24 protein-coding genes and 1 tRNA gene are annotated in these 24,034 nt (G+C 63.1%); 7 read left to right on the forward strand and 18 right to left on the reverse strand.

Annotated features, from left to right (window positions below; genetic code table 11):
• The 6 genes from PE061_RS02250 to cmk form a co-directional block, all read right to left on the reverse strand.
• A complete protein-coding gene (locus tag PE061_RS02250) occupies positions 1-648 on the reverse strand; it encodes a phosphoribosylanthranilate isomerase (protein WP_420794363.1) in 648 nt (215 codons plus the stop codon).
• A complete protein-coding gene (gene pyrF, locus PE061_RS02255) occupies positions 645-1,319 on the reverse strand; it encodes an orotidine-5'-phosphate decarboxylase (RefSeq protein ID WP_271257601.1) in 675 nt (224 codons plus the stop codon). Before pyrF ends, PE061_RS02250 begins: the two co-directional genes overlap by 4 nt.
• Entirely contained in the window at positions 1,316-1,621 is a 306-nt protein-coding gene (locus PE061_RS02260; protein ID WP_271257602.1) for a hypothetical protein, read from the reverse strand. Before PE061_RS02260 ends, pyrF begins: the two co-directional genes overlap by 4 nt.
• A 73-nt stretch (positions 1,622-1,694) precedes the next feature.
• Positions 1,695-1,973 carry an integration host factor subunit beta gene (locus PE061_RS02265; protein ID WP_271257603.1) on the reverse strand — a complete coding sequence of 93 codons (279 nt, stop codon included), beginning with the start codon at positions 1,971-1,973 and terminating at the stop codon, positions 1,695-1,697.
• Positions 1,974-2,164: 191 nt separating this feature from the next.
• Complete coding sequence (rpsA, locus tag PE061_RS02270; RefSeq protein WP_271257604.1) at positions 2,165-3,883, reverse strand: 30S ribosomal protein S1; 1,719 nt, start codon at positions 3,881-3,883, stop codon at positions 2,165-2,167.
• A 183-nt stretch (positions 3,884-4,066) separates the two neighbouring features.
• Positions 4,067-4,696: a (d)CMP kinase gene (cmk, locus tag PE061_RS02275; protein ID WP_271259112.1), complete on the reverse strand. Its 630-nt coding sequence runs from the start codon at positions 4,694-4,696 to the stop codon at positions 4,067-4,069.
• 85 nt (positions 4,697-4,781) lie between these two features.
• Between cmk and wecB the strand changes: the two genes are divergently transcribed.
• On the forward strand, positions 4,782-5,888 hold the full coding sequence (gene wecB, locus PE061_RS02280; RefSeq protein WP_271257605.1) for a non-hydrolyzing UDP-N-acetylglucosamine 2-epimerase: 1,107 nt from the start codon (positions 4,782-4,784) through the stop codon (positions 5,886-5,888).
• 148 nt (positions 5,889-6,036) lie between these two features.
• Here the strand turns inward: wecB and bfr are convergent, their stop codons facing one another.
• A complete protein-coding gene (gene bfr, locus PE061_RS02285; protein WP_271257606.1) occupies positions 6,037-6,516 on the reverse strand; it encodes a bacterioferritin in 480 nt (159 codons plus the stop codon).
• 456 nt (positions 6,517-6,972) lie between these two features.
• Here bfr and PE061_RS02295 point away from each other — a divergent pair, with 456 nt between their 5' ends.
• Complete coding sequence (locus PE061_RS02295) at positions 6,973-7,113, forward strand: hypothetical protein (protein ID WP_271257607.1); 141 nt, start codon at positions 6,973-6,975, stop codon at positions 7,111-7,113.
• Positions 7,114-7,122: 9 nt separating this feature from the next.
• Here the strand turns inward: PE061_RS02295 and aroA are convergent, their stop codons facing one another.
• The gene (gene aroA, locus PE061_RS02300) at positions 7,123-8,439 is read right to left on the reverse strand and encodes a 3-phosphoshikimate 1-carboxyvinyltransferase (RefSeq protein WP_271257608.1); all 1,317 of its coding nucleotides are present in this window, start codon (positions 8,437-8,439) and stop codon (positions 7,123-7,125) included.
• A 242-nt stretch (positions 8,440-8,681) separates the two neighbouring features.
• Between aroA and PE061_RS02305 the strand changes: the two genes are divergently transcribed.
• The 3 genes from PE061_RS02305 (at position 8,682) to PE061_RS02315 (ending at position 10,311) form a co-directional block, all read left to right on the forward strand.
• A complete protein-coding gene (locus tag PE061_RS02305; RefSeq protein WP_271257609.1) occupies positions 8,682-9,005 on the forward strand; it encodes a TIGR02300 family protein in 324 nt (107 codons plus the stop codon).
• A 106-nt stretch (positions 9,006-9,111) separates the two neighbouring features.
• A tRNA-Ala gene (locus PE061_RS02310) sits at positions 9,112-9,187 on the forward strand.
• 152 nt (positions 9,188-9,339) lie between these two features.
• Positions 9,340-10,311, forward strand: a complete 972-nt coding sequence (locus PE061_RS02315) for a Wzz/FepE/Etk N-terminal domain-containing protein (protein ID WP_271257610.1) — start codon at positions 9,340-9,342, stop codon at positions 10,309-10,311.
• On the opposite strand, the gene PE061_RS02320 is transcribed toward PE061_RS02315, so the two are convergent.
• The 9 genes from PE061_RS02320 to PE061_RS02360 form a co-directional block, all read right to left on the reverse strand.
• Positions 10,244-11,383 (reverse strand): glycosyltransferase family 4 protein, encoded by a 1,140-nt coding sequence (locus tag PE061_RS02320; RefSeq protein ID WP_271257611.1) that lies wholly within the window; start codon positions 11,381-11,383, stop codon positions 10,244-10,246. The genes PE061_RS02315 and PE061_RS02320 overlap by 68 nt on opposite strands.
• Positions 11,384-11,440: 57 nt before the next feature.
• A complete protein-coding gene (locus PE061_RS02325; protein ID WP_271257612.1) occupies positions 11,441-12,592 on the reverse strand; it encodes a glycosyltransferase family 4 protein in 1,152 nt (383 codons plus the stop codon).
• A 29-nt stretch (positions 12,593-12,621) separates the two neighbouring features.
• Positions 12,622-13,653 carry a hypothetical protein gene (locus PE061_RS02330; protein ID WP_271257613.1) on the reverse strand — a complete coding sequence of 344 codons (1,032 nt, stop codon included), beginning with the start codon at positions 13,651-13,653 and terminating at the stop codon, positions 12,622-12,624.
• A complete protein-coding gene (locus tag PE061_RS02335) occupies positions 13,650-14,765 on the reverse strand; it encodes a glycosyltransferase (protein WP_271257614.1) in 1,116 nt (371 codons plus the stop codon). Before PE061_RS02335 ends, PE061_RS02330 begins: the two co-directional genes overlap by 4 nt.
• Positions 14,758-15,792 (reverse strand): ATP-grasp domain-containing protein, encoded by a 1,035-nt coding sequence (locus tag PE061_RS02340; protein ID WP_271257615.1) that lies wholly within the window; start codon positions 15,790-15,792, stop codon positions 14,758-14,760. Before PE061_RS02340 ends, PE061_RS02335 begins: the two co-directional genes overlap by 8 nt.
• Positions 15,789-16,964, reverse strand: a complete 1,176-nt coding sequence (locus PE061_RS02345) for a CapA family protein (RefSeq protein WP_271257616.1) — start codon at positions 16,962-16,964, stop codon at positions 15,789-15,791. Before PE061_RS02345 ends, PE061_RS02340 begins: the two co-directional genes overlap by 4 nt.
• Entirely contained in the window at positions 16,957-18,243 is a 1,287-nt protein-coding gene (locus tag PE061_RS02350; RefSeq protein WP_271257617.1) for a lipopolysaccharide biosynthesis protein, read from the reverse strand. Before PE061_RS02350 ends, PE061_RS02345 begins: the two co-directional genes overlap by 8 nt.
• Positions 18,244-18,336: 93 nt before the next feature.
• Positions 18,337-19,638, reverse strand: a complete 1,302-nt coding sequence (locus tag PE061_RS02355; RefSeq protein ID WP_271257618.1) for a UDP-glucose dehydrogenase family protein — start codon at positions 19,636-19,638, stop codon at positions 18,337-18,339.
• 86 nt (positions 19,639-19,724) lie between these two features.
• Positions 19,725-21,155, reverse strand: coding sequence for a helix-turn-helix domain-containing protein (locus PE061_RS02360; RefSeq protein ID WP_271257619.1), 1,431 nt, complete (start codon positions 21,153-21,155; stop codon positions 19,725-19,727).
• 219 nt (positions 21,156-21,374) lie between these two features.
• Between PE061_RS02360 and aceA the strand changes: the two genes are divergently transcribed.
• On the forward strand, positions 21,375-22,667 hold the full coding sequence (gene aceA, locus PE061_RS02365) for an isocitrate lyase (protein WP_271257620.1): 1,293 nt from the start codon (positions 21,375-21,377) through the stop codon (positions 22,665-22,667).
• 130 nt (positions 22,668-22,797) lie between these two features.
• Positions 22,798-23,271 carry a VOC family protein gene (locus PE061_RS02370; RefSeq protein WP_271257621.1) on the forward strand — a complete coding sequence of 158 codons (474 nt, stop codon included), beginning with the start codon at positions 22,798-22,800 and terminating at the stop codon, positions 23,269-23,271.
• On the opposite strand, the gene PE061_RS02375 is transcribed toward PE061_RS02370, so the two are convergent.
• Positions 23,254-24,030 carry a helix-turn-helix domain-containing protein gene (locus PE061_RS02375; RefSeq protein ID WP_271257622.1) on the reverse strand — a complete coding sequence of 259 codons (777 nt, stop codon included), beginning with the start codon at positions 24,028-24,030 and terminating at the stop codon, positions 23,254-23,256. The two genes, PE061_RS02370 and PE061_RS02375, sit on opposite strands and share 18 nt — an antisense overlap.
• Positions 24,031-24,034: the final 4 nt, after the last annotated feature.

Consider the following 24,034-nt stretch of genomic DNA (forward strand, 5'->3'; position numbering starts at 1 on the left):
TTACCGCCCCGCTCTCACCGCCTCGCAAAACGCCCTGATCTTCGCCGGGGATTTCACGCCCGGCGCGTCCTCCACCCCCGACGACACGTCGACCAGCGGCGCCTGCGTGGTAGCGAGCGCTTCGCCGACTGTCGAGGCGTCAAGTCCGCCCGCGAGGCCCCACGGCGCGCCCGCATCGAACCCGGCGAGCAGCCGCCAGTCGAAGCGCACGCCCATGCCGCCCGGCAGCGCCGCGTCCGGCGGGGTCTTCGCGTCGAACAGGACGCGGTCGGCGATGCCTGCATAGCGGCGTGCGCCCGCAAGATCGGCGCGCGTTGCAACCGGCACGGCCTTCCACACCTCGACGCCGAAACGCGCCTTCACCGCCGCGACACGCTCCGGGCCCTCGTCGCCGTGAAGCTGCACACCGTCGAGCAGCGCGGCACGGACGGCGGCGCCGATCGCCTCGTCGTCGGCGTTCACGAAGAGGCCGATGCGGCGGATGCCGGACGGAACCGCCCCGGCGAGCCCGGCGGCATCATCGAGCGAGAGATTGCGGGGGCTTTTCGGGAAGAACACGAAGCCCACGTAGTCGGCCTGTCCGGCCGCCGCAGCGTCGATCGCGGCACGGTCGCGCACGCCGCAAATCTTGATGCGGGCCACGCTCAAAGGCTCTGGGAAATCGCGTCCGCCGCCGCGCCGGGGTCTTCGGCGCCGGTGATCGGCCGCCCGACGACGAGAATGCTCGCGCCCGCGCTCATGGCTTCGCGCGGCGTCATCACCCGCTTCTGGTCGCCCACGGCGCTTCCCGCCGGGCGGATGCCGGGAACGACGAAGAACCCCTCCGGCCATACCGCGCGCATCGCGGCAACCTCGTGCGCCGAGCAGACGATGCCGTCGAGCCCCGCGCCGCGCGCCAGCGCCGCGAGCCTGCGGACCTGATCGGCGGGCGTCCCGATGACGCCGGTGGCGGCGAGATCGTCCTCGTCCATGCTGGTCAGCACCGTGACGCCGACCACCTTCGCGCCGGGACGCGCCGCGTCCCTCGCGGCACGCATCATGTCGCTGCCGCCGCCCGCGTGGACGGTGAGGATGTCGTAGGGGCACGCGCCGAGCGCGCGCACGGCGCCCGCCACGGTGTTCGGAATGTCGTGGAACTTCAGATCGAGGAAGACGGGAACGCCGCCCTCCGCGACCGCAGCGATGCCCTCGCGGCCGTTCGCCATGAAGAACTCGAGGCCGAGCTTGATGCCGCCGACACGGCCCGCGACGCGCGCGGCAAGCGCCCGCGCGTGATCCTTGTCGGCCGTATCGACCGCACAGAAGACAGGGTTCGTCATAGCGGGGCGACGGGCGGCGGCGGGGCCGGGTCCAGCACAGGCGGCTGCGCGGTGGGCTGCGTGTCCTCAAGCGCACGCTCCAGCTTCTGCACGCGCCGCGACCAGCGCCAGCGGCTGGCATAGCGCAGGATGGCGAGCGGCAGGGCGCCGGCGAGGAAGACGAGGAGCAGCAGAACGGGGAGCCGGATCGCCAGCTCGTAGTCGCCCCACAGCTTCAGCGTGACGAAATCCCAGTTCCGCGCGGCAAACCATGCCAGCAGCGCGCCGAACAGGAAGTAGAAGGTCAGCGTGACGATGCGCATGACCCCTGCTTAACGGACAGCCGCGCGCGATGCCAGCACCGATGGCATGACAAGCCGCCGGATCAGGCGCGGACTATTTGTTGAGCCGCTCGCGCAGTTCCTTGCCGGCCTTGAAATACGGCACGCGCTTCGCTTCCACGGCCACCTTCTCGCCGGTGCGCGGATTGCGCCCCGTGCGCGGGTCGCGTCCGCGCGTCGAGAAGGCGCCGAAACCGCGCAGTTCCACGCGGCGCCCTTCGGCAAGCGCTTCCGTGATCGAATCGAAAATCGTCGATACGACCCGTTCGACATCCCGCTGCGACAGGTGCGGGTTCATTTCCGTGACTGCTGCGACGAGTTCAGATCGAATCATCTCTCACCCCGTTTCTCCAGCCCCAATTTTGTTCAAAAACGCGCTGCGGCCACCCAGCCCGCCCCTCTTCCGCCGTCCCCCCGACTCGGAACGCGCAAATCATACAACAGCTTGAGCAGGTTAACAAAAAGCAAGCGGCCCGTCAGTAACGGAACTGACGGGCCGCAAACGGCTCGCAAAGGTGCGTCGGCTTACTTCTTCGCGTCCTTGGCCTTGTTCAGCGCCTCGCCGAGAATGTCGCCGAGGCTCGCGCCGGAGTCGGACGAACCGTACTGCTTCACGGCCTCCTTCTCCTCGGAGATCTGCAGCGCCTTGATCGACAGGTTCGGTTTCTTCGAACGATCGAAGCCGATCACCTGCGCATCGACCTTCTGGCCGACCTGGAAGCGCTCCGGCCGCTGCTCGTCGCGGTCGCGGCTGAGATCGCCGCGGCGGATGAAGCCCGTCGCGCCGCTGTCGCCGAGCGTGACCTCGATGCCGCCGTCGACGATCGCCGCGACGGTGCAGGTGACGGTCTCGCCCTTGTTGACGCCGCCGCTGCCGCCGCCCGCCGAGACCTTGCCGCCGGAGGCGGCCTGATCGAGTTGCTTCATACCGAGCGAGATGCGCTCCTTCTCCACGTCCACGTCGAGCACGACGGCCTTCACCGTCTCGCCCTTGTGGTGCAGTTCGAGCGCGTCCTCGCCGCTGACGCCCCACGCGATGTCGGACATGTGCACCATGCCGTCGACGTCGCCGTCGAGGCCGATGAACAGGCCGAACTCGGTGGTGTTCTTGACCTCGCCCTCGACGACGCTGCCGACCGGGTGCTGGGACGCGAACGCCTCCCACGGGTTCTGCTGCGCCTGCTTGAGGCCGAGGCTGATGCGGCGCTTGTCCTCATCGACCTCGAGCACCACGACATCGACCTCCTGGCTCGTCGAGACGATCTTGCCGGGGTGGACGTTCTTCTTGACCCACGACATCTCGGAAACGTGGACGAGACCCTCGACGCCCGGCTCCAGCTCCACGAAGGCGCCGTAGTCGGTGATGTTGGTGACGCGGCCCGTGGCCTTCTGGCCCACCGAGTACTTGGCGGCGGCGCCTTCCCACGGATCCGATTCGAGCTGCTTCATGCCGAGCGAGATGCGCTGCGTCTCGCGGTTGATGCGGACGATCTGCACCTTCACGGTGTCGCCGATGCCGAGCACCTCCGAGGGGTGGCCGACGCGCTTGTAGCTCATGTCGGTGACGTGCAGCAGGCCGTCGATGCCGCCGAGGTCCACGAACGCGCCGTAGTCGGTGATGTTCTTGACGACGCCGTCGACGGTCTGGCCTTCGGTGAGCGTCTGGATGAGGCCCGAACGCTGCTCGGCGCGGGTTTCCTCGAGCACGGCGCGGCGCGACACGACGATGTTGCCGCGCTTCCTGTCCATCTTCAGCACCTGGAACGGCTGCGGCATCCCCATCAGCGGGGTAACGTCGCGCACCGGGCGGATGTCCACCTGGCTGCCGGGCAGGAACGCCACGGCGCCGCCGAGATCGACAGTGAAGCCGCCCTTGACGCGGCCGAAGATGACGCCGTCGACGCGGGCGTTTTCCTGGAATTCGGATTCGAGCTTGTCCCAGGCGGCTTCACGGCGCGCGCGGTCGCGCGACAGCATGGCCTCGCCATAGGCGTTCTCGACACGGTCGACATAGACCTCAACCTGGTCGCCGACCTTGATCTCGGGCTTCTCGCCCGGCGCTGCGAACTCGCGCAGCGGCACGCGGCCTTCCGACTTCAGGCCGACGTCGATGACGGCCATGTCGTTTTCGATTCCGGTGACGGTGCCGGTGACGACCCGGCCTTCGAACGATTCGCTGCCGCCGAGGCTCGCTTCGAGGAGCGCCGCGAAATCGTCGCGGCTCGGCATGGGATTGGTTGCCATAGGTATCAGTGTTCCTTCATGTCGTTACTGGCCGGCCGGTTGTTTCCGGCGGTCTCGAAGCCGTCCGGGCCCCATGCCCGTCCGCTCCTTGCAAAACCTTGCGTTGGCCCCTCTCCCGGTTTCGCGGAAACACGGCAAGGACGGCATCCCGATGGAGGTGCCGTCGTGAAAGGCGTGGCCGCCTTATCGCAATGCCGCCTTTTCCGCAAGCCGCGCCTCGGCAAGCGCAAGGGCACGGGCGATGGCGGCGTCGCGGTCCATGTCGGACGTGTCGAGCAGGATCGCGTCCTCCGCCTGCCGGAGCGGCGCCGCGTCCCGGCCCGCGTCGCGCGCGTCGCGCTCGGCGAGATTGGCGCGCACCACGGCGAGGTCGCGCTCGGGGGTTTCCGCCTGCCGCCGCCGCGCACGCACGTCGAGGCTCGCCGTCACGAAGATCTTGATATCGGCATCGGGCGCGATGACCGTGCCGATGTCGCGGCCGTCGAGCACTGCGCCGCCGGGCTGGCGCGCGAACGCCCGCTGGCGTTCGAGGAGCGCGGCCCGCACCTCCGGATGCGCGGAGACGACCGAGGCCGCGCGCGCCGTCGCCGATTCGCGCAGCGCCGGATCGTCGAACGCGGTCACGTCGAGCGTCCGCGCGCATCCGGCGGCGAGCGCCGCATCGGAAGGGTCGCCTCCGGCGCGCAGCACCGCGAGGCCAACAGCGCGGTAGAGGCTCCCCGTATCCATGTGCGGCAGGCCGAAATGCGCGGCGAGCGCCCGCGCGATGGTGCCCTTCCCCGAGGCGGCGGGCCCATCCACGGCTATAACGATGTCGAAACGATTTGCATTCGGCGCGTCCATGCCGCTCCTATAGAGCCGGGGAGTACGATGTGAACAGCGGGCGGGGGGGGCCTTCATGACATCGTCCGGCACGGTCATGGTGATCATCGGCACGCGGCCCGAGGCGATCAAGCTCGCCCCGCTCGTGCTGGCGTTGCGCGCGCTGGAACTCCCGACGCGCGTGTGCCTGACCGGACAGCACCCCGAGATGGCGGCGGAGGCGCTGGACCCGTTCGGAATCGCGGCCGACGCGAATCTCGCCCTCATGCGGCCGGGGCAATCGCTGAGCGAACTCACGGAGCGCGCGGTCGGCGCCCTCGCCCTGCTGCTGGCGCGCGAGCGGCCGGCGTGGGTGGTCGTGCAGGGCGACACGACCTCGGCGCTCGCCGGCGCCATCGCGGCGCGGCAGGCGGGAATCCCGGTCGCGCATGTCGAGGCCGGGCTGCGCAGCTTCGACCTCAGCCAGCCCTATCCGGAGGAGATCAACCGCACGCTGATCGCGCGGCTGGCGACGCTGCATTTCGCGCCGACGCCCGGCGCACGCGTCAACCTCCGCGCCGAGGGCGTGCCGGACGCGGCGATCGCGGTGACGGGCAACACCGTCGTCGATGCGCTGCACCGGACGCTCCGCGACCTGCCCCCGGCGGTGCCCGCCGATCGGCGGCTCATCCTCGCGACGCTGCACCGACGGGAAAACCGCGAGGCGGCGTTCCCGGAGATCATCGGCGCGCTTGCCGCGATCGCGGCGCGCGGCGACGTCGAGGTGCTGCTGCCCCGCCACCCCGGCTGCCCGCCCGGCATCTATGCGCCGCTCGAAGCCTGCCCGGCCGCGCGGCTGGTGCCGCCGATGCCCTACCCCGCGTTCGTCGCCGCGCTCGCCGCCGCGCATCTCGTCGTCACCGATTCGGGCGGCGTGCAGGAGGAAGCCTCCGCGCTCGGCGTGCCGACGCTCGTCGTGCGCGCCCTCACCGAACGGCCCGAAGTGGTCGAGGCGGGCACGGCGCTGGTCGTCGACACGGCGCGCGGCGGCATCCTCGCCGCCGTGACGCGCCTGCTGGACGACGACGAGGCGCACCGCCGCATGGCGAACGCCTCGACGCGCATCGGAGACGGCAAAGCCGCCGAGCGGATCGCCCGGCGGCTGCATGATGAACTCCACGCCGCGCGGCGCCCGGCTGCCTAGGACCGGTCGCCGGTCAGGTCAGGCCGAGGCGAAAACGGCGGTTTTCGAGAACCGGAGCGGAGCGTACTTACAGTACGTGAGCCAAGGCAAGCGCAGAAAGCCGTCGTTTGCAGTCCGGCATCACCTGACCGGCGACCGGTCCTGAGGATCAGTCCTCGGCGGGCTTGGTCTGGAGCTGGATATAGTTCTGGATGCCCATCGCCTCGATCAGCGAAAGCTGCGTTTCGAGGAAGTCGACGTGCTCCTCCTCGCTTTCGAGGATGTCCTCGAGGATCTCGCGGCTGATGTAGTCGCGCACCTTCTCGCAGTGCTGGATGGCATCGCGCAGCGGCGGGATCGCCTCGCGCTCGAGTTCGAGGTCGGCCTTCAGCACCTCCTCGACCGACTCGCCGATGCGCAGCCGCCCGAGCAGCTGGAAGTTGGGCAGGCCGTCGAGGAACAGGATGCGCTCGGCGAGCTTGTCGGCGTGCTTCATCTCGTCGATCGACTCGCCGTACTCATACTTGGCAAGGCGCGTGACGCCCCAGTTGTCGAGCATCCGGTAATGCAGGAAATACTGGTTGATCGCCGTCAGTTCATTCTTCAGCGCCGCGTTCAGGTGCTTGATAACATCCTTGTCGCCCTTCATGGCGCGACTCCTTCATGCTGTTCGTAAGGGAAACTTACAGCATGAATCTCACGAAAAAAATCGTGCGTCAACAATGACTTGGGATGATGCGAAGCACTATCATCCGCAACAGGGACGCGGCGTTCTCAGGCCGCGCGGCCGCCTTTCAGCAGGCGCCGGGCATGGGGCAGGCACTGCCCGCACTGCGGGCGGGCGCCGAGGCGCGCGTAGGTTTCCACCGGACACCCCTTCGGGCCAGCAGCGGCGCGGACGTCGTTTTCTCGCAGGGCATTGCACACGCAAAGGATCATCGGAACCGGACCATCCCCAAGGGCCTATAATGCGAACGATTAGCAGGTTTGCGAGGCTGCTGCAAGTCGTTCGCATTCGCGTCCGCGCATGAAACGCAACTTTGCCCTTCCCAATCGTTAACGAATTGGTAACCTTCGTTAACAGCAAGCCGTTGGGAGTAAGGCCGTGGCCCCCGAACAAGAGTATATGCAAGAGTATGTGCGGGTTCGCGCGCGCGTTTCACGGGCAACGCTGATCAACGACCTGCGCTTTTTCCTGACCGCCTACGTCGCCGGAACGGCCTTCGCGCTGGCTTATCTTTTCTAGCGCGCCACTCTAGCACGCCACCGCGCCCATGCGCTGCATGAGCGGCAGGAAATCGGGAAAGCTGGTCGCGATCGGCCGCGCATCGTCCACCACCACCGGCGCCTCTGCATTGAGGCCGAGCACGGCGAAGCTCATCGCGATGCGGTGATCGAGATGGCTGGCCACGGTCGCGCCGCCGGGCACCGGCTCCCCGCCGCTGCCGTGGATGACGATGCCGTCCGCCAGTTCCTCGACCGGCACGCCGCAGGCGGCAAGGCCCGCCGCCATCACCGCGAGACGATCCGATTCCTTGACGCGCAGCTCCTCCAGCCCGCGCATGACGGTCGTGCCGTCGGCGAAGGCCGCCGCGACCATCAGGATCGGATACTCGTCGATCATCAGCGGCGCGATCGCCGGATCGACCTCCCCGCCCTTCAGCACCGCGTGGTGCACCCGAAGCGCCCCGACCGGCTCGCCGCCCGCCTCGCCCGTGTCCTCCACCGCCACGTCGAGGCCGAGCATGGCGAGCGCATCGAGGATGCCGGTGCGCGTGGGGTTGAGGCCGACGTTCTCGATGACGACCTCGCTGCCCGGCACCGCCAGCGCTGCGACCAACGGGAACGCGGCCGACGAGATGTCTCCCGGCACCGTGATTCGCTGCGGCTTCAGCTCCGCCTCGCCGCGCACCGAGATGAGCCGCGCGCCGTCCGGCAGCGTCTCGACCGAGAGGTCCGCGCCGAAGCCGCGCAGCATCCGCTCCGAATGGTCGCGCGTCGGCACGCTCTCGATGACGCGCGTGATGCCCGGTGCGTTGAGCCCGGCGAGCAGCACCGCGGACTTCACCTGCGCCGAGGCCACCGGCAGGCGGTATTCGATCGGCAGCGCCGGACAGGCGCCCTCCACCGTCATCGGCAGGCGGTCGCCGTTCCCCGAAAAGCGCGCGCCCATCTGCGACAGCGGCGTGATGATCCGCTGCATCGGGCGCTTCGACAGCGAGGCGTCGCCGACGAAGGTCGCGCGAATCGCATGGGACGCGACAAGCCCCGCGAGCAGCCGCGTCGAGGTGCCGCTGTTGCCCATGTCGAGCACGCCCGCCGGCTGCAGCAGCCCCCCCACGCCGACGCCGTGCACCCGCCAGCGCCCCCCGGCATCCCGCTCCGCGCGCGCGCCCATCGCCCGCATCGCGGCGGCCGTGGCGTGGACATCCTCGCCTTCGAGCAGGCCGTCGATCACGGTCTCGCCGACGGCGAGCGCGCCCAGCATCAGCGCGCGGTGCGAGATGGACTTGTCGCCGGGCACGCGCACGCGGCCGGAAAGCGGCCCGGCAGCGCTCAGGGAAAGCGGCATGGGCGTGGCGGAAGCGGACAGCGATCGGCCCCTTCATCGTTGAAGAAACGGTTACGGAAAGCAGCCGGCACGACACCGGCGGCCGCGCCCGGAGGCACCCGGCGCGATTAGGTTTTGACAGCGCCGCACGCGCATGGCAAGGCACCGCCCGCGAATCCGCCCCGTGCGGCGCCTTTCTGCGCGCTCGGGTAGCGGCTACACGACATGCAGATGTACGAAATACGAACGTCCGGAGACATATCTTGGTGAAGCCCGAATGGGGAACGAAGCGCACCTGCCCGAAATGCGGCACCCGCTTTTACGATCTCGGCGCCGATGACCCCGTCACCTGCATCGAATGCGGGACGGCCTGGGCGCCGGAGCCGATCCTGAAGTCCAAGCAACCGCTGCCCTTCGAGGTGGCGAAGAAGGAAGCCGACGAGAGCACCGACGACGTCAGCCTCGACGAGGACGACCTCGACGTGGACGTCGACGACGACGTGAACCCGGACGACGAGAACGACCTCGGCGGCGACGACGATCTCGGCGAGGTCGCCATGACCAAGGAATCCGGCGAAGACGTCTGATTCTCGCGATTTTTGAAGAAAGCCGCACGAGGCGCTTGCGCACCGCGCGGCTTCTGGACTAAATGCCCGCCGCCCGAGACCAGACCGGGCGCGCAAGCAAGCGTGTGGGGCCGTAGCTCAGCTGGGAGAGCGCTACAATGGCATTGTAGAGGTCAGGGGTTCGATCCCCCTCGGCTCCACCAGCCTTCCTCCCACATACGCTTTCATCGCTTTCCGTATCGTCGAGGCAGCCACTCCGCGCAGATCACGGCCTTCCGATTGGGGACTTGCGTTTGCACGGGGTGCTTGCCGTGTTAGACGCTGCTCCACGAGAGCAGGATTGAAATGGCTCGGAATGAACAGCGAACACCATTCTTATACTGCCGCGGCAAACGCGGATGATGAAATCGATCTCGTAGAACTTGCAAAAACCTTGTGGGCAGGCCGTAAAACAATCGCGATCTGCCTTCTCGTGCCGATACTCGCCATTCTGACGTATCTGCATGTAGCAACATACAAGTACGAGGCAGTGTTGGCGGTGACGCCTACCCAGTCGGAAACAAATGGCCTTACCACCAAGATGGGAAATCTTGGCGGCCTTGCCTCGCTTGCCGGCATAAGCATGCCGCAGGATTCGAGTGCCCTGGCATTTTCGCTGTATCTGGAAGGCGTCTACTCTAGGAGCCTGGCCAGTGCTCTGTCAAAGCACGAAGATCTGATGCGTGTCATCTTCAAAGACGAATGGAACGAAGGTGCGAAGCGTTGGGAGAAACCTTCAGGAATTGCGTCCGGCGTCGTCAAATTCATCAAGGCGGGCATGGGTGTTCCGGACACCACGTGGCAGCCCCCCGACGGGGCAAGGTTGCAGGAGTATCTGAAGCGCGAACTGAGCGTTTCCCAGGACCCGAAATCTCCGCTTGCCATCCTTTCGTTCAAGCACAAGGATCCGGACTTCGCGGTTCATTTGCTCAATGCCATGAATACGGAAATGGACGCGCTTTTGCGGGCGAAAGCCTTGGCGCGCGCCAACGGCAACATCGCCTATCTCTCGGAACAGCTTGGCAAGGTGACGATCACAGAACATCGGGAAGCGATCGCGCGTTCGCTGAGCGAACAAGAAAAAATCCGGATGTCGGCGAGTTCATCGGCACCCTATGCCGCCGAGCCGTTCGGCACCGCCGCGGCTTCGCTCAAACCGGTGACCCCCAAGCCGGTTTTATCGTTGTTTCTGGGAATCGTGCTTGGTCTGGTGGGCGGCTCTATTCTGGTCTTCGTTCGTTCGCGGTTACGCCCATACAATCGAGAATCTTCCGATTCTGAACATTGACGTCGAACCGCTCCTCGGCGAGACGCCGGCTCTCGGTACCCATGCGTGCAATGAGGTCCGGGTTCACCAGAAAGCGGCGCATGGCGGCAGCGAGAGTCTGTGGATCGCGGGGGGGGACCATGAAGCCGTTTTGTCCATCGATCACGGTTTCACGACAGCCCGGCGCATCGGTGGTCACAACGGGCCGGCCCATGGCCATCGCCTCCTGCGTGCTACGCGGAACACCTTCGCGATAGGACGGCAGCACGAAGACGTGCGCCCGGGCAAGCCAAGGCTCGACAGAGACGTGACCGGGCCATTCGATCAGCCCTTCGTCGACCCAGGACTGTACGTCGGCATGGGAAATGGCCGCGGGATTATCGTCGAGTCCGCCAACCAGCAGAAAGCGTGCATCAGGGTGTGAGGTACGCAGGATTCGGGCCGCATCTATATAATCCACGACGCCCTTGTCCCGAAGCAGGCGAGCAACGAGAATGAAGGTGACGGGGCCGCGGGGCAACGGCATGATACTCCATTCATTCAAATCGACACCAATCGCTCCGACAAGAGCGGCCTTGTCTCGAGTGATCAGCTTGCGCGTGACGAACTCCTGCAAATCGTCAGGGTTCAAAAACATGAGGCGGTCCAAACGCACCATGGCAAAGCGTGCCAGTGTGGAGATTATGCCTTGCAGAAGGCGTCGTTGCCTGCCTTGGCCCGGAGCAACCGTGAAGGCGAAGCCCAGCCCTTCAATGAGGCCATAGCGACGGGGAACCTTTGCCATCCAGGCTGCAATCGTACCGTATATCACGGGCTTGATAAAATAGCTGAAACAAAGATCGGGCTGATGCCGTCGCAACAGGCGATGCAATTCCAGTATCGAAGCCATTTCCTGTAGCGGATTGGTGCCGGCCCGAGCCATTTCGCACTCCACAGGCCGGACACCCATTGCACGCAAGGTTGTACGCGAAATCTCGTCATGATCGGGCGCAAACGCCAGAACCTCGTGCCCGCGCCGGATCATTTCCGCCATCAAGTGACCCCGGAAATTGATCAGGGACAGGGCGCCGTTGGAGATCACGGCAATCTTCATACAGCGTATCCTGTCAGGCCTCGAACTTGAGGCGGTAGGCAATCGGCCGGAGAGGTTTCAAACGACATTCTCACGTTTCGACGTTTCGTGTGACGTTCCAAACCAGACGGTGCGGTAGCTGTCCACCATGCGTTCGATGGAAAAGCGCTCTGCGACGCGTCGTCGGGCCGCCTCCCGACGGGTAGGGCGGGCTGGGCCGGTCTGCTCGCGCAAACCCTTGGCGATGGCGTCCGCGAGGGCCTCCGGGTCGCGCGGCGGCACGATCCAGCCTGTATCTCCAATGATCTCCGCAGCGTCGCCCACGTCTGTCGAAACACAGGGAGTTCCACAGGCCATGGCCTCGGCGAGTACGTTGGGGAAGGCTTCACTGCGCGAGGACATGACATGCAGATCGAGGGCGTTCATCACTATGGGCACGTCGCTCCTGCGGCCGAGCAGCCTGACATGCTCTCCAAGACCCATGTCCGAAATCAATCCGGCCAATACCTCATTGTCCGCATCCATCCCGCTGCCGATCAGAAGGCAAACGGGTGCCTCGCCATGCGTCTTCAGAACGTTCAAGGCCTGCAACAGGTTGCGGTGGTCCTTTAGTGGATCATGGCGGGCGACAAAGCCGATCACGGACGCGTCGATACCAAGTCCCAGATCGGCGCGCAGCGCAGCGCCCGCATCAGGATCGGGCTGAAACACGTTCAGATCATAGCCATTGGGGATCACGTGCATTCGCCCCTCGTCATATCCGAGCCGGGAGTGGACCTCCCGGCTTTTCCGGGCGCAGCAGACGATCACGCGGGGAATGAAACGAGACAGGAGGGCACAAAGTTTCGCGACCAGTATGGTGCTGCGCCGACTTTCATTCGGCACGAGCGTGGTGTGGTGGATGCTCCAGTTGACGTTCCGAATTCCAGCCAACCGCGCACCGACCCCACCCAGAAGATCGGCATGATACATCCACGTCTGCACGACATCCGGGCGCACCTGTCTCAACAACCGCCACAATCGCCACAGACTGGATAGTTTGATCCGCCCTCTCGGCATATCCAGACAGGTGACAGCGACTCCATGAGCTTCAAGTAACGGCCCATACTTGCCCGCATCCATGAGCGAGACGACATGATGCCGGTCTATCGGATCATGCCTGCACAACCGGTACAGAACGGCCTCGGCGCCACCGTCATCAAGGTCCGTGATCAGGTGAAGTACAATCATCTCACGTCTCAAATTCTAGAGGAACTGCTCTAGATTACCCTGAGCCAGAACAGCCACTGCAAACTGGCGTACGGAATAAACAGAAGCGTGATCAGACTGACCGGTTTTGATGGCCACTTATTCATGGAAATGACCAGAGAAGGGAATGCGGCTGCAATAAATCTCGTTGAATATCCTCCGGTAAAGGCATTAACAATTACAATTGATAATATAATTAATGCATAGCGCCCATCCGCAGACGCCATAATATCTTTCCATCTGAAAAGACAAAAAAACCACATCAGAATCCAAAAAAATAAATAGTAGAAAGTACTACTCATATCGTGGTATTCTGCGCGCCGATCCCCGATTGCCCCCAACACCGCCTCTCGCAAAGGACCAACCAATATAGCAATTAAAAATCCAGTTAAACAGAGCATAATAAGATTTTTAAATCTTGAATCAAAAAATTTATTCACAGAAAAATGCATAATCGCAAAAAGGAAAATAGATGTGTGTATTGATGCGCAAACCGCATACGCGAAAAATGTTATTACTTTCCCTCTTTGACCTGTCCAAAAGAAAGATATTATAAATATTGCAAATGCAATCCGGAGCTGGGAAAATGCATAATCTATGATCAATGGATTCATAAGAAGAAGAGTATATATCCAACCAGCTCGCGATGCTATCTCAAAAGAAATCCTCCAAATAACCATTGTAGTAATCAGAAAAAATATTTGATCTACACTTAACCCAATTGATCTGTTCAAATATGATAAGAACATATTCCACAGAAATTCTGCGGAAAAATACATAATTAAACTATATTCTGATATATAGTCAGTCGGCAAATCAAATCCTGTGACCATCCTTTCATATACGGAACGGTCTGTCATTTGATGACCATTCACATATGAAAATATTTCAGGCCACCCCGGCAACTGAAAAGCTATAGAAAATAAAAATGAAAGAAATAATAGTGAAATCGGTTTTCTTTTTACAAGAATAGAAAATGAGTTAATAAAATTTGATTTTATATTTCCCTTTTCAATAAAATATTGATCAGCAGGTAAATTCATTGCCGTGCCGCACATAAATCTAAACTAGCTTCGTATATTTCAATTATTTTCTCAGGGCGAAAGTCAGCTACTCTCTTAAGCACATCGGGGGAAGCGACTTCATCTAATGCTTCCGCTAGCGCCGTCTCTAGCGCCTCTACATCCCCTACAGGAACCAACCTCCCCCAACGCCCACCTTCTAATATCTCTCTTGGACCATTTCGGCAGTCGGTACTCACTATGCGTGCGCCGCATGCCATGGCCTGAATCAGACTGTTCGGAAAGCCTTCCGTCCTGGACGAGAGCACATAGAGATCACATGCGGCCATCCAGCCGAACGGGTTAGATTGAAACCCCGCCAACTCTACAGAATCATTCAAACCCAGCTCTTCAATCCTCTGTTCCAACTCGGGCCGGAGCGGACCTTCGCCAAGAATCAGTAATCGGCCATCACGGCTCGTCTTCAGGCGCGCAAAAGCATCGAGTAAAGTTGCATAGTCCTTCTCCGGAACCAAACGCCCAACAGCAAGCAGTATAGGAGGCTCACCCGGTTGGAGCCAAGGATGGCGTGGACGCTGCTCTGCCATACGTTGTATCTCGGGGACCGCCACAGGATTTGGAATCGCAGTCACGAGGCGTGAATCTAGGCAGAAGTCGACGACCAGTTCCATCGCGACACCTTGGGAAACAGCGATAACGCCATCTGCGTAAGGATAAAGGAGACGCATCAGCCAATGCATCGTGGTTGTGGCACGATTACCAACAGCACCGGAGGGACTGCTACGCTCACTTACCACCAAGCGCGTTCTCACCCCGGCCAACTTACGCGCAAGAATTGCGACAATATTCGCATGATTCAACGCCGAGAGCATCACGTGCGGACGTTCCCTACTCAAGTAGCGAATCAACGGTAACAAACTGGTCAACATCCTGCTGCGGTTGAGGTCGATCACATTTACGTGTGCAGAAACTTCGGACCGATAAGGACCTTCCGCCTTCGTGAGCACCAGATCGACCCGATGACCGCGTGCCGCAAAACCATTCGCCAGCGTCACCATCACCCGCTCCGCGCCGCCGCCTTCCAACGACGGCAGAAAGATCGCGATATGGCGAGGTTGCCCGAAATTAGCCATGAACCACGGGCTTCCGGCAGAGAGTTACAAGGACGTCCTCGATCATGAACTGTTCCGGTTTAACCGGCTTTTCGTGCCAGTTCAGAGCCTCATCCCAGAAACCGGGGCATTTTCTGTAAGCATCCGCCGAGAACGCATAACTGATCTCCACGACAAGCCATGCGTTCTGGCTGCGTACAAAATCAAATGCACAGGATTGTGATCGCATTCGAGATGAAATCTCGAATGCTTTTTCGACACACTCCAAGGGAATCTGATCTTCTTCATAAACGATCGCGCCGCTGCCGGAAGCGCGGAAATCCCCGCTCCGCACGAGTCTTTTTATGGCGAAGGCTCTTTTGCCAATCACGACAACACGGATGTCGAAGTGATTTTCAGGAATAAAATCCTGAAAATAAACGTAGTTTTTTTCCGGCAGACGATTTCTGTTCGTCTCGTGCGGAAGCAGGCCTCTGATAAAACCCCGGCCGATGTCGATGAACGACCGCACCGTCCGATCACGCCTGAATTGCCACAGCCGTTCCTGCAAAGCGTACCAGCGTGAATTCGACCATCCCTTCCCGAAGGAGCGCCGGATCAGCCGTCGCGCCTCCGACCTTCGACGTACCAGTCGGACGTTCTGGGAACCCGCTCCGCCCCGAAGCTTCCAGACCAGAGGCAAGGGCACATTCTCAACCCATCGCAGGGCAGTGTCCCTGTCATAGAACACATGGCTGGGAATAAGCGGGGCGCCGATGGCTTCCAGCAGATATTTCTGTCCTACCTTGTCGTCGTAATGCCATGATGAGGCTGTGCTGGGGAAGACCACAAGACCCATCGCCTCTGCCGAAGCGATCAGTTGCCGCGCAAAGAGCGCCGCCTGGTAATCGTGATGCTCCCAATGCCAGAGCAACGCTCGGCACCCTTGCAACTGGCCGATAATATCGGTCGCAAAGCAATCCACGATTTTAAAAGGGATATCGTTTTCTCGACAGTAGGACACCCATTCTGCAAAGAAAGCGCCCTTTTTCGTGTGAATAGCGATCACGCGCGTTCAGCCTCCTGAAAGTTCTCCAGCGCGCTGACGACGAGCTCCTGATGTGACGCACAGCGCATCAGGTTCAGGCGATGCAGTCGACGCGTCGGCGAGACCACGAGATCACGCATGAATTTCCATCGCATCAGCCTGCGGAAGCCCCGGAAACGAACGGGTGACGACAAGTCGATCATGGCCTGAGCCTGCTTGTTCCTGACGAATGCCTTCCATGCATCGAGCCACTTCTGCGGGTGATTTTCCAGCTGGTCCCGCATCTCTTCGATCCGGGCAAGAAAATCATCACGTGCATGGCCTTGCAATAATTGCATTCCACCCTTTGATGCGGCTTGGTGATATGGATGCAGTTCGATCCGGATATACTCTAGACTGGTATCGTTGAAGTCCAGATCAAGACAGGCAAAATATCCTGATTCCCATTCCGGTGGAGGAACGGTGGAATCGAAGATCAGATTGCCAAGACTATAGACGATAGGCTTCCCTTTATAGACCTCATAAGCGCCGGGCACGTGCGGGTGATGTCCCATGATGGCATCGGCGCCAATATCGACCAGGTAGTGAAAGAGCCTGCGCAGGCCGGGCCTTGGCCACGGGAAATATTCATTTCCACCATGAACACAGATGACGATGGCATCGGCCTGTGTACGCTCCTGCATGATCAGTGGCGTTAGGCTGATCGGGTCCAGCAACGCCGCACCCGCCTGACCGTCATCGGAGATGTTGAACTCCCGCTCCGCAACGGAGAATACGGAAACACGTCGTTCCTTGAGTTTGATCCGCAGGGGACTTTCGGCGGACAATCGGTCGGGTCCGGCGCCGACATATCTGATGCCTCGCGCATCCAAAGCCGTAAGTGTTTGCGCCAGGCCATCTCTACCATAGTCGAAAATATGGTTGTTGGCCAAACAGACAGCATCGATTCCAGCCTGGTTCAAAGCTTGCAGGGCCTCTGGAGCGATATGCATTGCCGGGCCAATTTTTCGGATAGCGCTGCCCTCAACACGTAAGGGGGCCTCCAAGTTGACCATCGTGAAATCTGCTTGATCTATGAGCTTCAGGGCGGTTCCGAATATATCCTCGCCTCTATCAAATATCAGCTTTTCGTATGGTCCGCGCGGTGCGAAATCTCCCCCGAACAGCAGTCGAACAGGGCTTTGCCTATCCATTCGCAATTTCCTTTCGCTTCCGGTCGAAGTCGACAACGCACCAAGTAAAAGCCAGAATTGATAACGCAATCATGATAGAGCTGGATACTGAGAACCAAACAATAGCTGTCAGGGCGCTACCCGATAGTGAATAGGCGCTCAGTATGGACAGGGAGCGCACAATCAGCAGCAACAGGTTGAAGCCGAGCAAAAGGTTCTGACGTCCGATGACCGGGATACTGCGCGTCACAGGCACATTGATGATCATCATCGCAATCCATAGAGACATCCAGCGTGCGTAGTATCCGGCTTCCCTCCACTCCTCACCAAAAACAAATGCGAAGATGGCAGGGGAAAACCATGCCGCACCAACGATGGCTGGGGCCAACGCCGACAGGGCCGCGGTCGTTTTCAGCAACAGCGGCGCAAGCGCTTTGCCTTCACGTGCCAATTCGGCAAAACGCACATAAAGTACGTTTCCCATCGCGTTTCCGATGAGATTCGACGGGAGGTTCAGCACGCTACGGGTCAACGTATAGAGCCCTGCCGCCACCGGAGAGAACAAGGCGGCCAGCAGGATCACCGGAACGGATTGCGAGGCAGCATTCAGAACATCGGTCGGCATCCGGTAGAGTGGGAAGTCGCTGTGCGCTTTCAAAAGGTTCATGCCACTTGGACTTGTGGACGATGGCATCGTGCGCAAATGCTTGCCGATACCAATACGCAACAGGACAGCCTGCATGAATGGCGCCAACGCGCTGACCGCGACCAGCACGATCGCCGCCGGAGTGACCAAGCCTCCAAGAATGCGCGCAAGGTTGGTCAGAAAGGATTGAGCGACGGCCACGAACCCGATCAGTCGGAAGACACCATACCGCGCTGCGCGAAAATCCATAATATCCTGAAGTGCCGTAAAGAACAGCGCCACGGGCAGGAACCAGACCAGAAGTCCAAGTTCCCCGATCCCCATGAGTATGGCGAACGGTTCCCGAAAACCCAGCAAGAGAAGCGCCACTATGCCTGAGACAATCCCGGCGAGGTAAATGCACAGACGAACAAGATCCCGAACTTCCGCTTCCGAGTCAGCCACGACGATGGCCATGGGATAACGCAGCGCAGCAATCGGAGCGCATATGCTGACCACTCCAAGGAACACACCCTGGATACCGAAGGTCTCGGGTGTGTAGATGCGCGTGATCAGCGGGGAAAACGCAAGAACAATCACCTGCGCTGCGGCCGTCCCACTGGTTACGGCCGCGAGATTACGCAAAAGTGGTGAACGGAGCAGGCGCTGCATCATCCAACTATATCGCCGCTGCGCCTGTCATCATAACGACACGTTCCTGACCAAAGGTTCCTTGCGCGCGCCAGACGCACGACCACAACTATTCGGTCAGCGTCCGATCGACGCGTAACTCAGCCCTCTGCGGAGAGGCTCCTCCACCGGATACACGTTCCGCAGGTCCACGAACACCGGCGCTTTCAATCCGTCCCGCACCCGCCCCAGATCCAGCGCGCGGAACTCATTCCACTCCGTGAGCAGCACCGCCGCATCCGCGCCGTCCAGCGCCGCATAGGCGTCGCCGCACATCTCCACGCCGGGCAGCAGCGCCGCAGCCGCCCTCATCCCTTCCGGATCGAACGCCTTCACTTTCGCCCCCGCCGCCTGCAGCGCCGGGATGATGACGAGGCTTGGTGCCTCGCGCATGTCGTCGGTGTTGGGTTTGAAGGTGAGGCCGAGGATGCCGATGGTCTTGCCGTCCACTGATCCGCCGCAGGCGGCGATGATGCGGTCGGCCATCGCGCGCTTGCGCTCGTCGTTCACCTTCACGGTCGCCGCCACGATCTGCAGGGCGACATCGTTGTCCTCGGCGGTCTTGAGGAGCGCGAGCGTGTCCTTGGGGAAGCAGGAGCCGCCATAGCCGGGGCCCGGGTGCAGGAACTTCGGGCCGATGCGCTTGTCGAGGCCGATGCCCTTCGCCACACCCTGCACGTCGGCGCCGACCTTCTCGCAGAGGTCGGCGATCTCGTTGATGAAGCTGATCTTCACGGCGAGGAATGCGTTCGCGGCGTATTTGATGACCTCGGCGGTCGGCCGGTCGGCGAACAGGATCGGCACCTCGCGCAAGCTGAGCGGACGGTAGATCGCCTTCAGCACCTCGCGTGCATGGTCGTCGGCGACGCCGCAGACGACGCGGTCCGGGCGCATGAAATCCTCGATCGCCGAGCCTTCGCGCAGGAATTCCGGGTTCGAGGCGACGCTGATCGCCTTTTCGGGCGCCGCCTCGCGCGCGATGCGCTCCACTTCCGTGGCCGTCCCCACCGGCACCGTCGACTTGTTGACGATGACGCAGGTCTCGGGCGCGGCCTCCGCGATCTGGCGCGCGGCGGCGTAGACGTAGGAGAGGTCGGCATGGCCGTCGCCGCGTCGGCTCGGCGTGCCGACGGCGATGAACACCGCGTCGGCATCCTTCACGCCCGCGGCGAGGTCGGTCGTGAAGGTCAGGCGCCCCGCTTTCACGTTGCGCGCCACCAGATCGTCGAGACCGGGCTCGAAGATGGGGATTTCGCCCGCCTTCAGCCTTTCGATGACGGCGGCGTTGAGATCGACGCACGTGACGCTGTGACCGAACTCGGAGAAACAGGCGCCGGAAACGAGCCCCACATAGCCCGTCCCGATCATCGCAATACGCATTCATTGGCCCCTGAGCAGCAGACGCCCCAGCGGGTTAGCGCGCGCCGCCGCGAAATGCAAAGCCGCCGTCACGGCTCGGCCCGCGTTCAGCCCGCATGGCCGAACTGCACCGGGTTCGGCCCGCGCTGCTTCTCGTCGATGATGAGGCTGCTGTTCGCGGGCGGGCGGGCGCGCTGGCGGCAGTGCAGGCGCTCGCAGAGGTCGCAGCCGAGGCCGATCGGCGTCGCCTCGCCGCTGCCGAGGTCGAGCCCGCGCGCGTAGACGAGGCCGTGCGCGTGGCGCGCCTCGCAGCCGAGCGCGATCGCGTATTCGGGGCGCACCCCGCCGTAGGGCTGCGCGTAGGCGCGCACGGTGCGGGCGATCGACACGTACTTCGTGCCATCCTCCATCCCGATGAGCTGGCGCAGGATCTGCCCCGGCCGCTCGAACGCCTTGTGCAGCGTCCACAGCGGGCAGTTGCCGCCGTGGCGCGAGAAGGGGAAGCCGCCCGCCGAGAAGCGCTTGGAGATGTTGCCGGCGCGGTCGACGCGGACGAGGAAGAAGGGAATCCCGCGCGCGCCGGGGCGCTGCAGCGTGGTCAGCCGGTGCGCGACCTGCTCCAGCCCCGCGCCGAACCGCGCCTGAAGCAGATCGAGGTCGTAACCGGTCGCCTCGCAGGCCGTGTGGAAGCGGCCGTAGGGCATCATCAGCGCGGCGGCGAAATAGTTGGCGAGGTTCTGCACCAGCAGGCGCTCCGACGCCGCGTCCGGCATCCCGGCACGCGCCACGATCGCGTCGATCTCGGCGCGGCCCTCGGACAGCGCGAGCTGATAGGCGGCCTGAAAGCTGCGCGAGGCGGGGTCGAGCAGCTCGGAAAGCTGGAGCTGGCGGCCGTGGAGATCGAGGCGGCGCAGCAATTCCGGCATCACCTCGGCGGGCAGGATGCGCACGGTGAGGCCGTGGCGTGCGCGCAGCCGGTCGCTGACCGCGGCGAAGAAGTCCGGCGCGGCGAGGCGCAGCTCGTCGGCCAGCGCCTCGGCGCGCGTCTCGAGCTCCGGGAAATGGTTGCGCCGGTCCTGGATGAAGGCGCGCACGACCTCGAGCGGCCCTTCGCCTTGCGCCGTTCCGGTTTCGGCGCCACCGCTGCGGGCATCGCGCAGCGCGCTCCGCAGCCGCACGATCGCCTGCGCGATGCCGGGCGAGGCGGCGACGAACTCCTGCACCTCGGCGCGGCCGACATCGAGGCCCTTCAGCAGCGGATCGGCGAGCGCCTCGGCGACGTCGAGCGCCAGCCGGTCGTCGTCCGCGCCGGTGAGCTGGCGCAGGTCGAGATTATACTGGTGCGAGAGCTTGAGCAGGAACGGCGCGGTCAGCGGGCGCTGGTTGCGCTCGATCAGGTTCAGATAGGAAATCGAGACGCCGAGCTCCTCGGCCATGCGCGTCTGCGTGAGGCCGAGCTGGCTGCGCAGGCGGCGCACGCGCGGCCCCGCGAAGAGCTTTCCGCGCGGTTCGGCTGTGTCGATTGCAACGCTGGCCATTTGTACGTCTCTTTTACTTTTTAACAATCAGAACACGAAATTTACAGACACTTACACACGTTTTTTACACGATTCCCTTGAAGCGAGTACGGGAAACGGGACAAGGCATCAATAGCAGATTTACAAGGCACTGCGATTCGTGAGGCCCCCAATCGAAGGGCCCGCTTCCGCACTGCAATGTAAAAAGACTGTGAATGGTTAAAGACGGAGTTACACAAGATGAGCGCCCAGCCGACCTTCGAATCGCTGATCCCTTCCGCCCCCGCCGGCCGCTTCGACGGCATCAAGCGCCCCTACACGCCCGCCGACGTGGAGCGCCTGCGCGGCTCGTTCCCGATCGCCTACACGCTCGCCGAGCGCGGCGCGAACAAGCTGTGGGAGCTGTTGAAGACCGAGCCCTACATCAATTCGCTGGGCGCGCTTTCGGGCAACCAGGCGATGCAGATGGTGCGCGCGGGCCTGAAGGCGATCTACCTTTCCGGCTGGCAGGTCGCCGCCGACGCCAACACGGCGGGCGCCATGTACCCGGACCAGTCGCTCTACCCCGCGAACGCCGGGCCGGAACTCGCGCGCAAGATCAACAACGCGCTGATGCGTGCCGACCAGATCGAGCACTCCGAGGGCGGCGCCAAGCGTGACTGGTTCGCGCCGATCGTCGCCGACGCCGAGGCCGGCTTCGGCGGGCCGCTCAACTGCTTCGAGATCATGAAGGCGTACATCGCGGCGGGCGCCTCGGGCGTCCACTACGAGGACCAGCTCGCCTCCGAGAAGAAGTGCGGCCACCTCGGCGGCAAGGTGCTGATCCCGACGCAGGCGCACATCCGCAATCTCGACGCCGCGCGCCTCGCCGCCGACGTCTGCGGCGTGCCGACGATCATCTGCGCCCGCACGGACGCGGAGAGCGCCAAGCTCATCACCAGCGACATCGACGAGCGCGACCGTGAGTTCCTGACCGGCGAGCGCACGCCCGAGGGCTTCTTCCGTCTGAAGGACGGCACCGGCGTCGACCACTGCATCAAGCGCGGCCTCGCCTTCGCCGAGCACGCCGACCTGCTGTGGTGGGAAACCAGCCACCCGAACATGGACGACGCGCGCCGCTTCGCCGAGGCGATCAAGAAGGAATTCCCGAACAAGATGCTGGCGTACAACTGCTCGCCGAGCTTCAACTGGGAAAAGAACCTCGACAAGGACGACATCGCCAAGTTCCAGCGCGAGATCGGCGCGATGGGCTACAAGTACCAGTTCGTGACGCTGGCGGGCTTCCACCAGCTCAACTACGGCATGTACGAGCTGGCGCGCGGCTACAAGGACCGCGGCATGGCGGCCTATTCGGAACTCCAGCAGGCCGAGTTCGCTGCGGAAGCCAACGGCTACACGGCGACGCGCCACCAGCGCGAGGTCGGCACCGGCTACTTCGACATGGTCGCGACGACGCTCGCGGGCGGCGAAAGCTCGACGACCGCGCTCGCCGAATCGACCGAGGCCGACCAGTTCAAGAAGCACGCGGCGTAAGCCGAACGCATCATCGGGGAGGTGACGAGGCGCCCGCCGGGACAACCGGCGGGCGCTTCTTTTTGCGTGTCGCGTATCCGTCACAAACGCGGTGCAAGGATGAGGGTCAGATAAAACGCCGGAGCCAGCGATGACCCGTTTCAACCCGAAGCCGCAGGATGCGCCGTGGCTGACCCCCTATCTCGTGCTCACCGACTGGGCGGACAACCGCCGCTATTACGAGAAGGTGTTCGGCTTCGAGCTGGGGCTGGTGCTGGACGGTCCCGGCCACACGCCGATCCACGCCGAGTTCCGCTACAAGGGGCAGCTGCTCTTCATGTGCGCCCCCGAGGGCACCGGCGGCAGCCCGATCCGCAGCCCGCGTTCCGAGGCGCTCGCCCATTCGCCGGTCAGCTTCTGCGTCTATGTCGACGACGTCGACGCCTTCACCAATCATGCGCTCGAGGCGGGCGGCATCATGACCGAGGAGCCCGCCGACCAGTTCTACGGCGAGCGCCGCGCCGTCTTCACCGACCCGTCGGGCTACACGTGGATGTTCATGTCGAACATCAAGGCGATGAGCGAGGACGAGATCCGGGCGGCCGCTTCAGCGATGGCCGACTAGCGCCGCGCGCGTTTCCGCGTCGGCCGGAAAGAACGTCTCCAGCGACAGTTCGGCGAGCGTCACGTCGGCGGGCGTGCCGAAATTCGTGATCGTGCTGATGAAGCTGAGCGTGCGCCCGCCCTCGCCGCGCAGCCTCAGCGGCAGGACGATGCCTGCCGTCTCGTGCGCCTCCGCATCGGGCGCATAGGCCGCGAGTTCGCGCCAGAGATCGGCCAGAACCGGGTCGCCGGTCGCGAAGGCATCGCGCTGCAGGCGCGTCAGCAGGTGGCCGCTCCACGCCGCGCGGTTGACGATGCGCGGCGCGAGGCCCTCGGGGTGCATCGCGAGGCGCAGCACGTTGACGGGCGGCTCGAGGAGGTGCGGCGCGGCGCCCGCCACCAGCGGACCGATCGCGCCGTTCGCCGCCACGAGCGTCCAGTGCCGGTCGACGGCGACCGCGGGAAACGGTTCGTGCGCCTTCAGGATATGCTCGACCGCCTGCCGCGCCGCCGCGAGCGCATCGGAGGTGAAGCCGTGCGCACTGAATGCGGGCGCGTAACCGGCGGCGAGCAACATGGCATTCTGCTCGCGCAGCGGCACGCCGAGCCGGCCCGCCAGCGTCAGCACCATCTCGCGGCTGGGGCGTGCACGGCCGGTTTCGACGAAGCTCAGATGCCGCGCCGAGATCTCCGCATCGAGCGCGAGATCGAGCTGGCTCATGCGCCTGCGGCGGCGCCAGTCGCGCAGGTGATCGCCGATCGTGGAAGCCTGTGTCGCCATATCC

It is taken from the genome of Sphingosinicella microcystinivorans (genome assembly GCF_027941835.1).
Classification (GTDB): domain Bacteria; phylum Pseudomonadota; class Alphaproteobacteria; order Sphingomonadales; family Sphingomonadaceae; genus Sphingosinicella.

What these genes read in the sequence shown, in the direction of transcription:
- PE061_RS02360 (WP_271257619.1), bottom strand. Translation starts at nt 21,155, where the DNA reads ATGGCCAGCGTTGCAATCGACACAGCCGAACCGCGCGGAAAGCTCTTC.
- aroA (WP_271257608.1), bottom strand. Translation starts at nt 8,439, where the DNA reads ATGCCGCTTTCCCTGAGCGCTGCCGGGCCGCTTTCCGGCCGCGTGCGC.
- PE061_RS02320 (WP_271257611.1), bottom strand. Translation starts at nt 11,383, where the DNA reads ATGAAGATTGCCGTGATCTCCAACGGCGCCCTGTCCCTGATCAATTTC.
- PE061_RS02260 (WP_271257602.1), bottom strand. Translation starts at nt 1,621, where the DNA reads ATGCGCATCGTCACGCTGACCTTCTACTTCCTGTTCGGCGCGCTGCTG.
- rpsA (WP_271257604.1), bottom strand. Translation starts at nt 3,883, where the DNA reads ATGGCAACCAATCCCATGCCGAGCCGCGACGATTTCGCGGCGCTCCTC.
- wecB (WP_271257605.1), top strand. Translation starts at nt 4,782, where the DNA reads ATGACATCGTCCGGCACGGTCATGGTGATCATCGGCACGCGGCCCGAG.
- PE061_RS02350 (WP_271257617.1), bottom strand. Translation starts at nt 18,243, where the DNA reads ATGATGCAGCGCCTGCTCCGTTCACCACTTTTGCGTAATCTCGCGGCC.
- PE061_RS02265 (WP_271257603.1), bottom strand. Translation starts at nt 1,973, where the DNA reads ATGATTCGATCTGAACTCGTCGCAGCAGTCACGGAAATGAACCCGCAC.
- PE061_RS02330 (WP_271257613.1), bottom strand. Translation starts at nt 13,653, where the DNA reads ATGAATTTACCTGCTGATCAATATTTTATTGAAAAGGGAAATATAAAA.
- PE061_RS02375 (WP_271257622.1), bottom strand. Translation starts at nt 24,030, where the DNA reads ATGGCGACACAGGCTTCCACGATCGGCGATCACCTGCGCGACTGGCGC.
- PE061_RS02345 (WP_271257616.1), bottom strand. Translation starts at nt 16,964, where the DNA reads ATGGATAGGCAAAGCCCTGTTCGACTGCTGTTCGGGGGAGATTTCGCA.
- PE061_RS02325 (WP_271257612.1), bottom strand. Translation starts at nt 12,592, where the DNA reads ATGATTGTACTTCACCTGATCACGGACCTTGATGACGGTGGCGCCGAG.
- aceA (WP_271257620.1), top strand. Translation starts at nt 21,375, where the DNA reads ATGAGCGCCCAGCCGACCTTCGAATCGCTGATCCCTTCCGCCCCCGCC.
- bfr (WP_271257606.1), bottom strand. Translation starts at nt 6,516, where the DNA reads ATGAAGGGCGACAAGGATGTTATCAAGCACCTGAACGCGGCGCTGAAG.
- PE061_RS02335 (WP_271257614.1), bottom strand. Translation starts at nt 14,765, where the DNA reads ATGGCTAATTTCGGGCAACCTCGCCATATCGCGATCTTTCTGCCGTCG.
- PE061_RS02370 (WP_271257621.1), top strand. Translation starts at nt 22,798, where the DNA reads ATGACCCGTTTCAACCCGAAGCCGCAGGATGCGCCGTGGCTGACCCCC.
- PE061_RS02315 (WP_271257610.1), top strand. Translation starts at nt 9,340, where the DNA reads ATGAACAGCGAACACCATTCTTATACTGCCGCGGCAAACGCGGATGAT.
- PE061_RS02355 (WP_271257618.1), bottom strand. Translation starts at nt 19,638, where the DNA reads ATGCGTATTGCGATGATCGGGACGGGCTATGTGGGGCTCGTTTCCGGC.
- pyrF (WP_271257601.1), bottom strand. Translation starts at nt 1,319, where the DNA reads ATGACGAACCCTGTCTTCTGTGCGGTCGATACGGCCGACAAGGATCAC.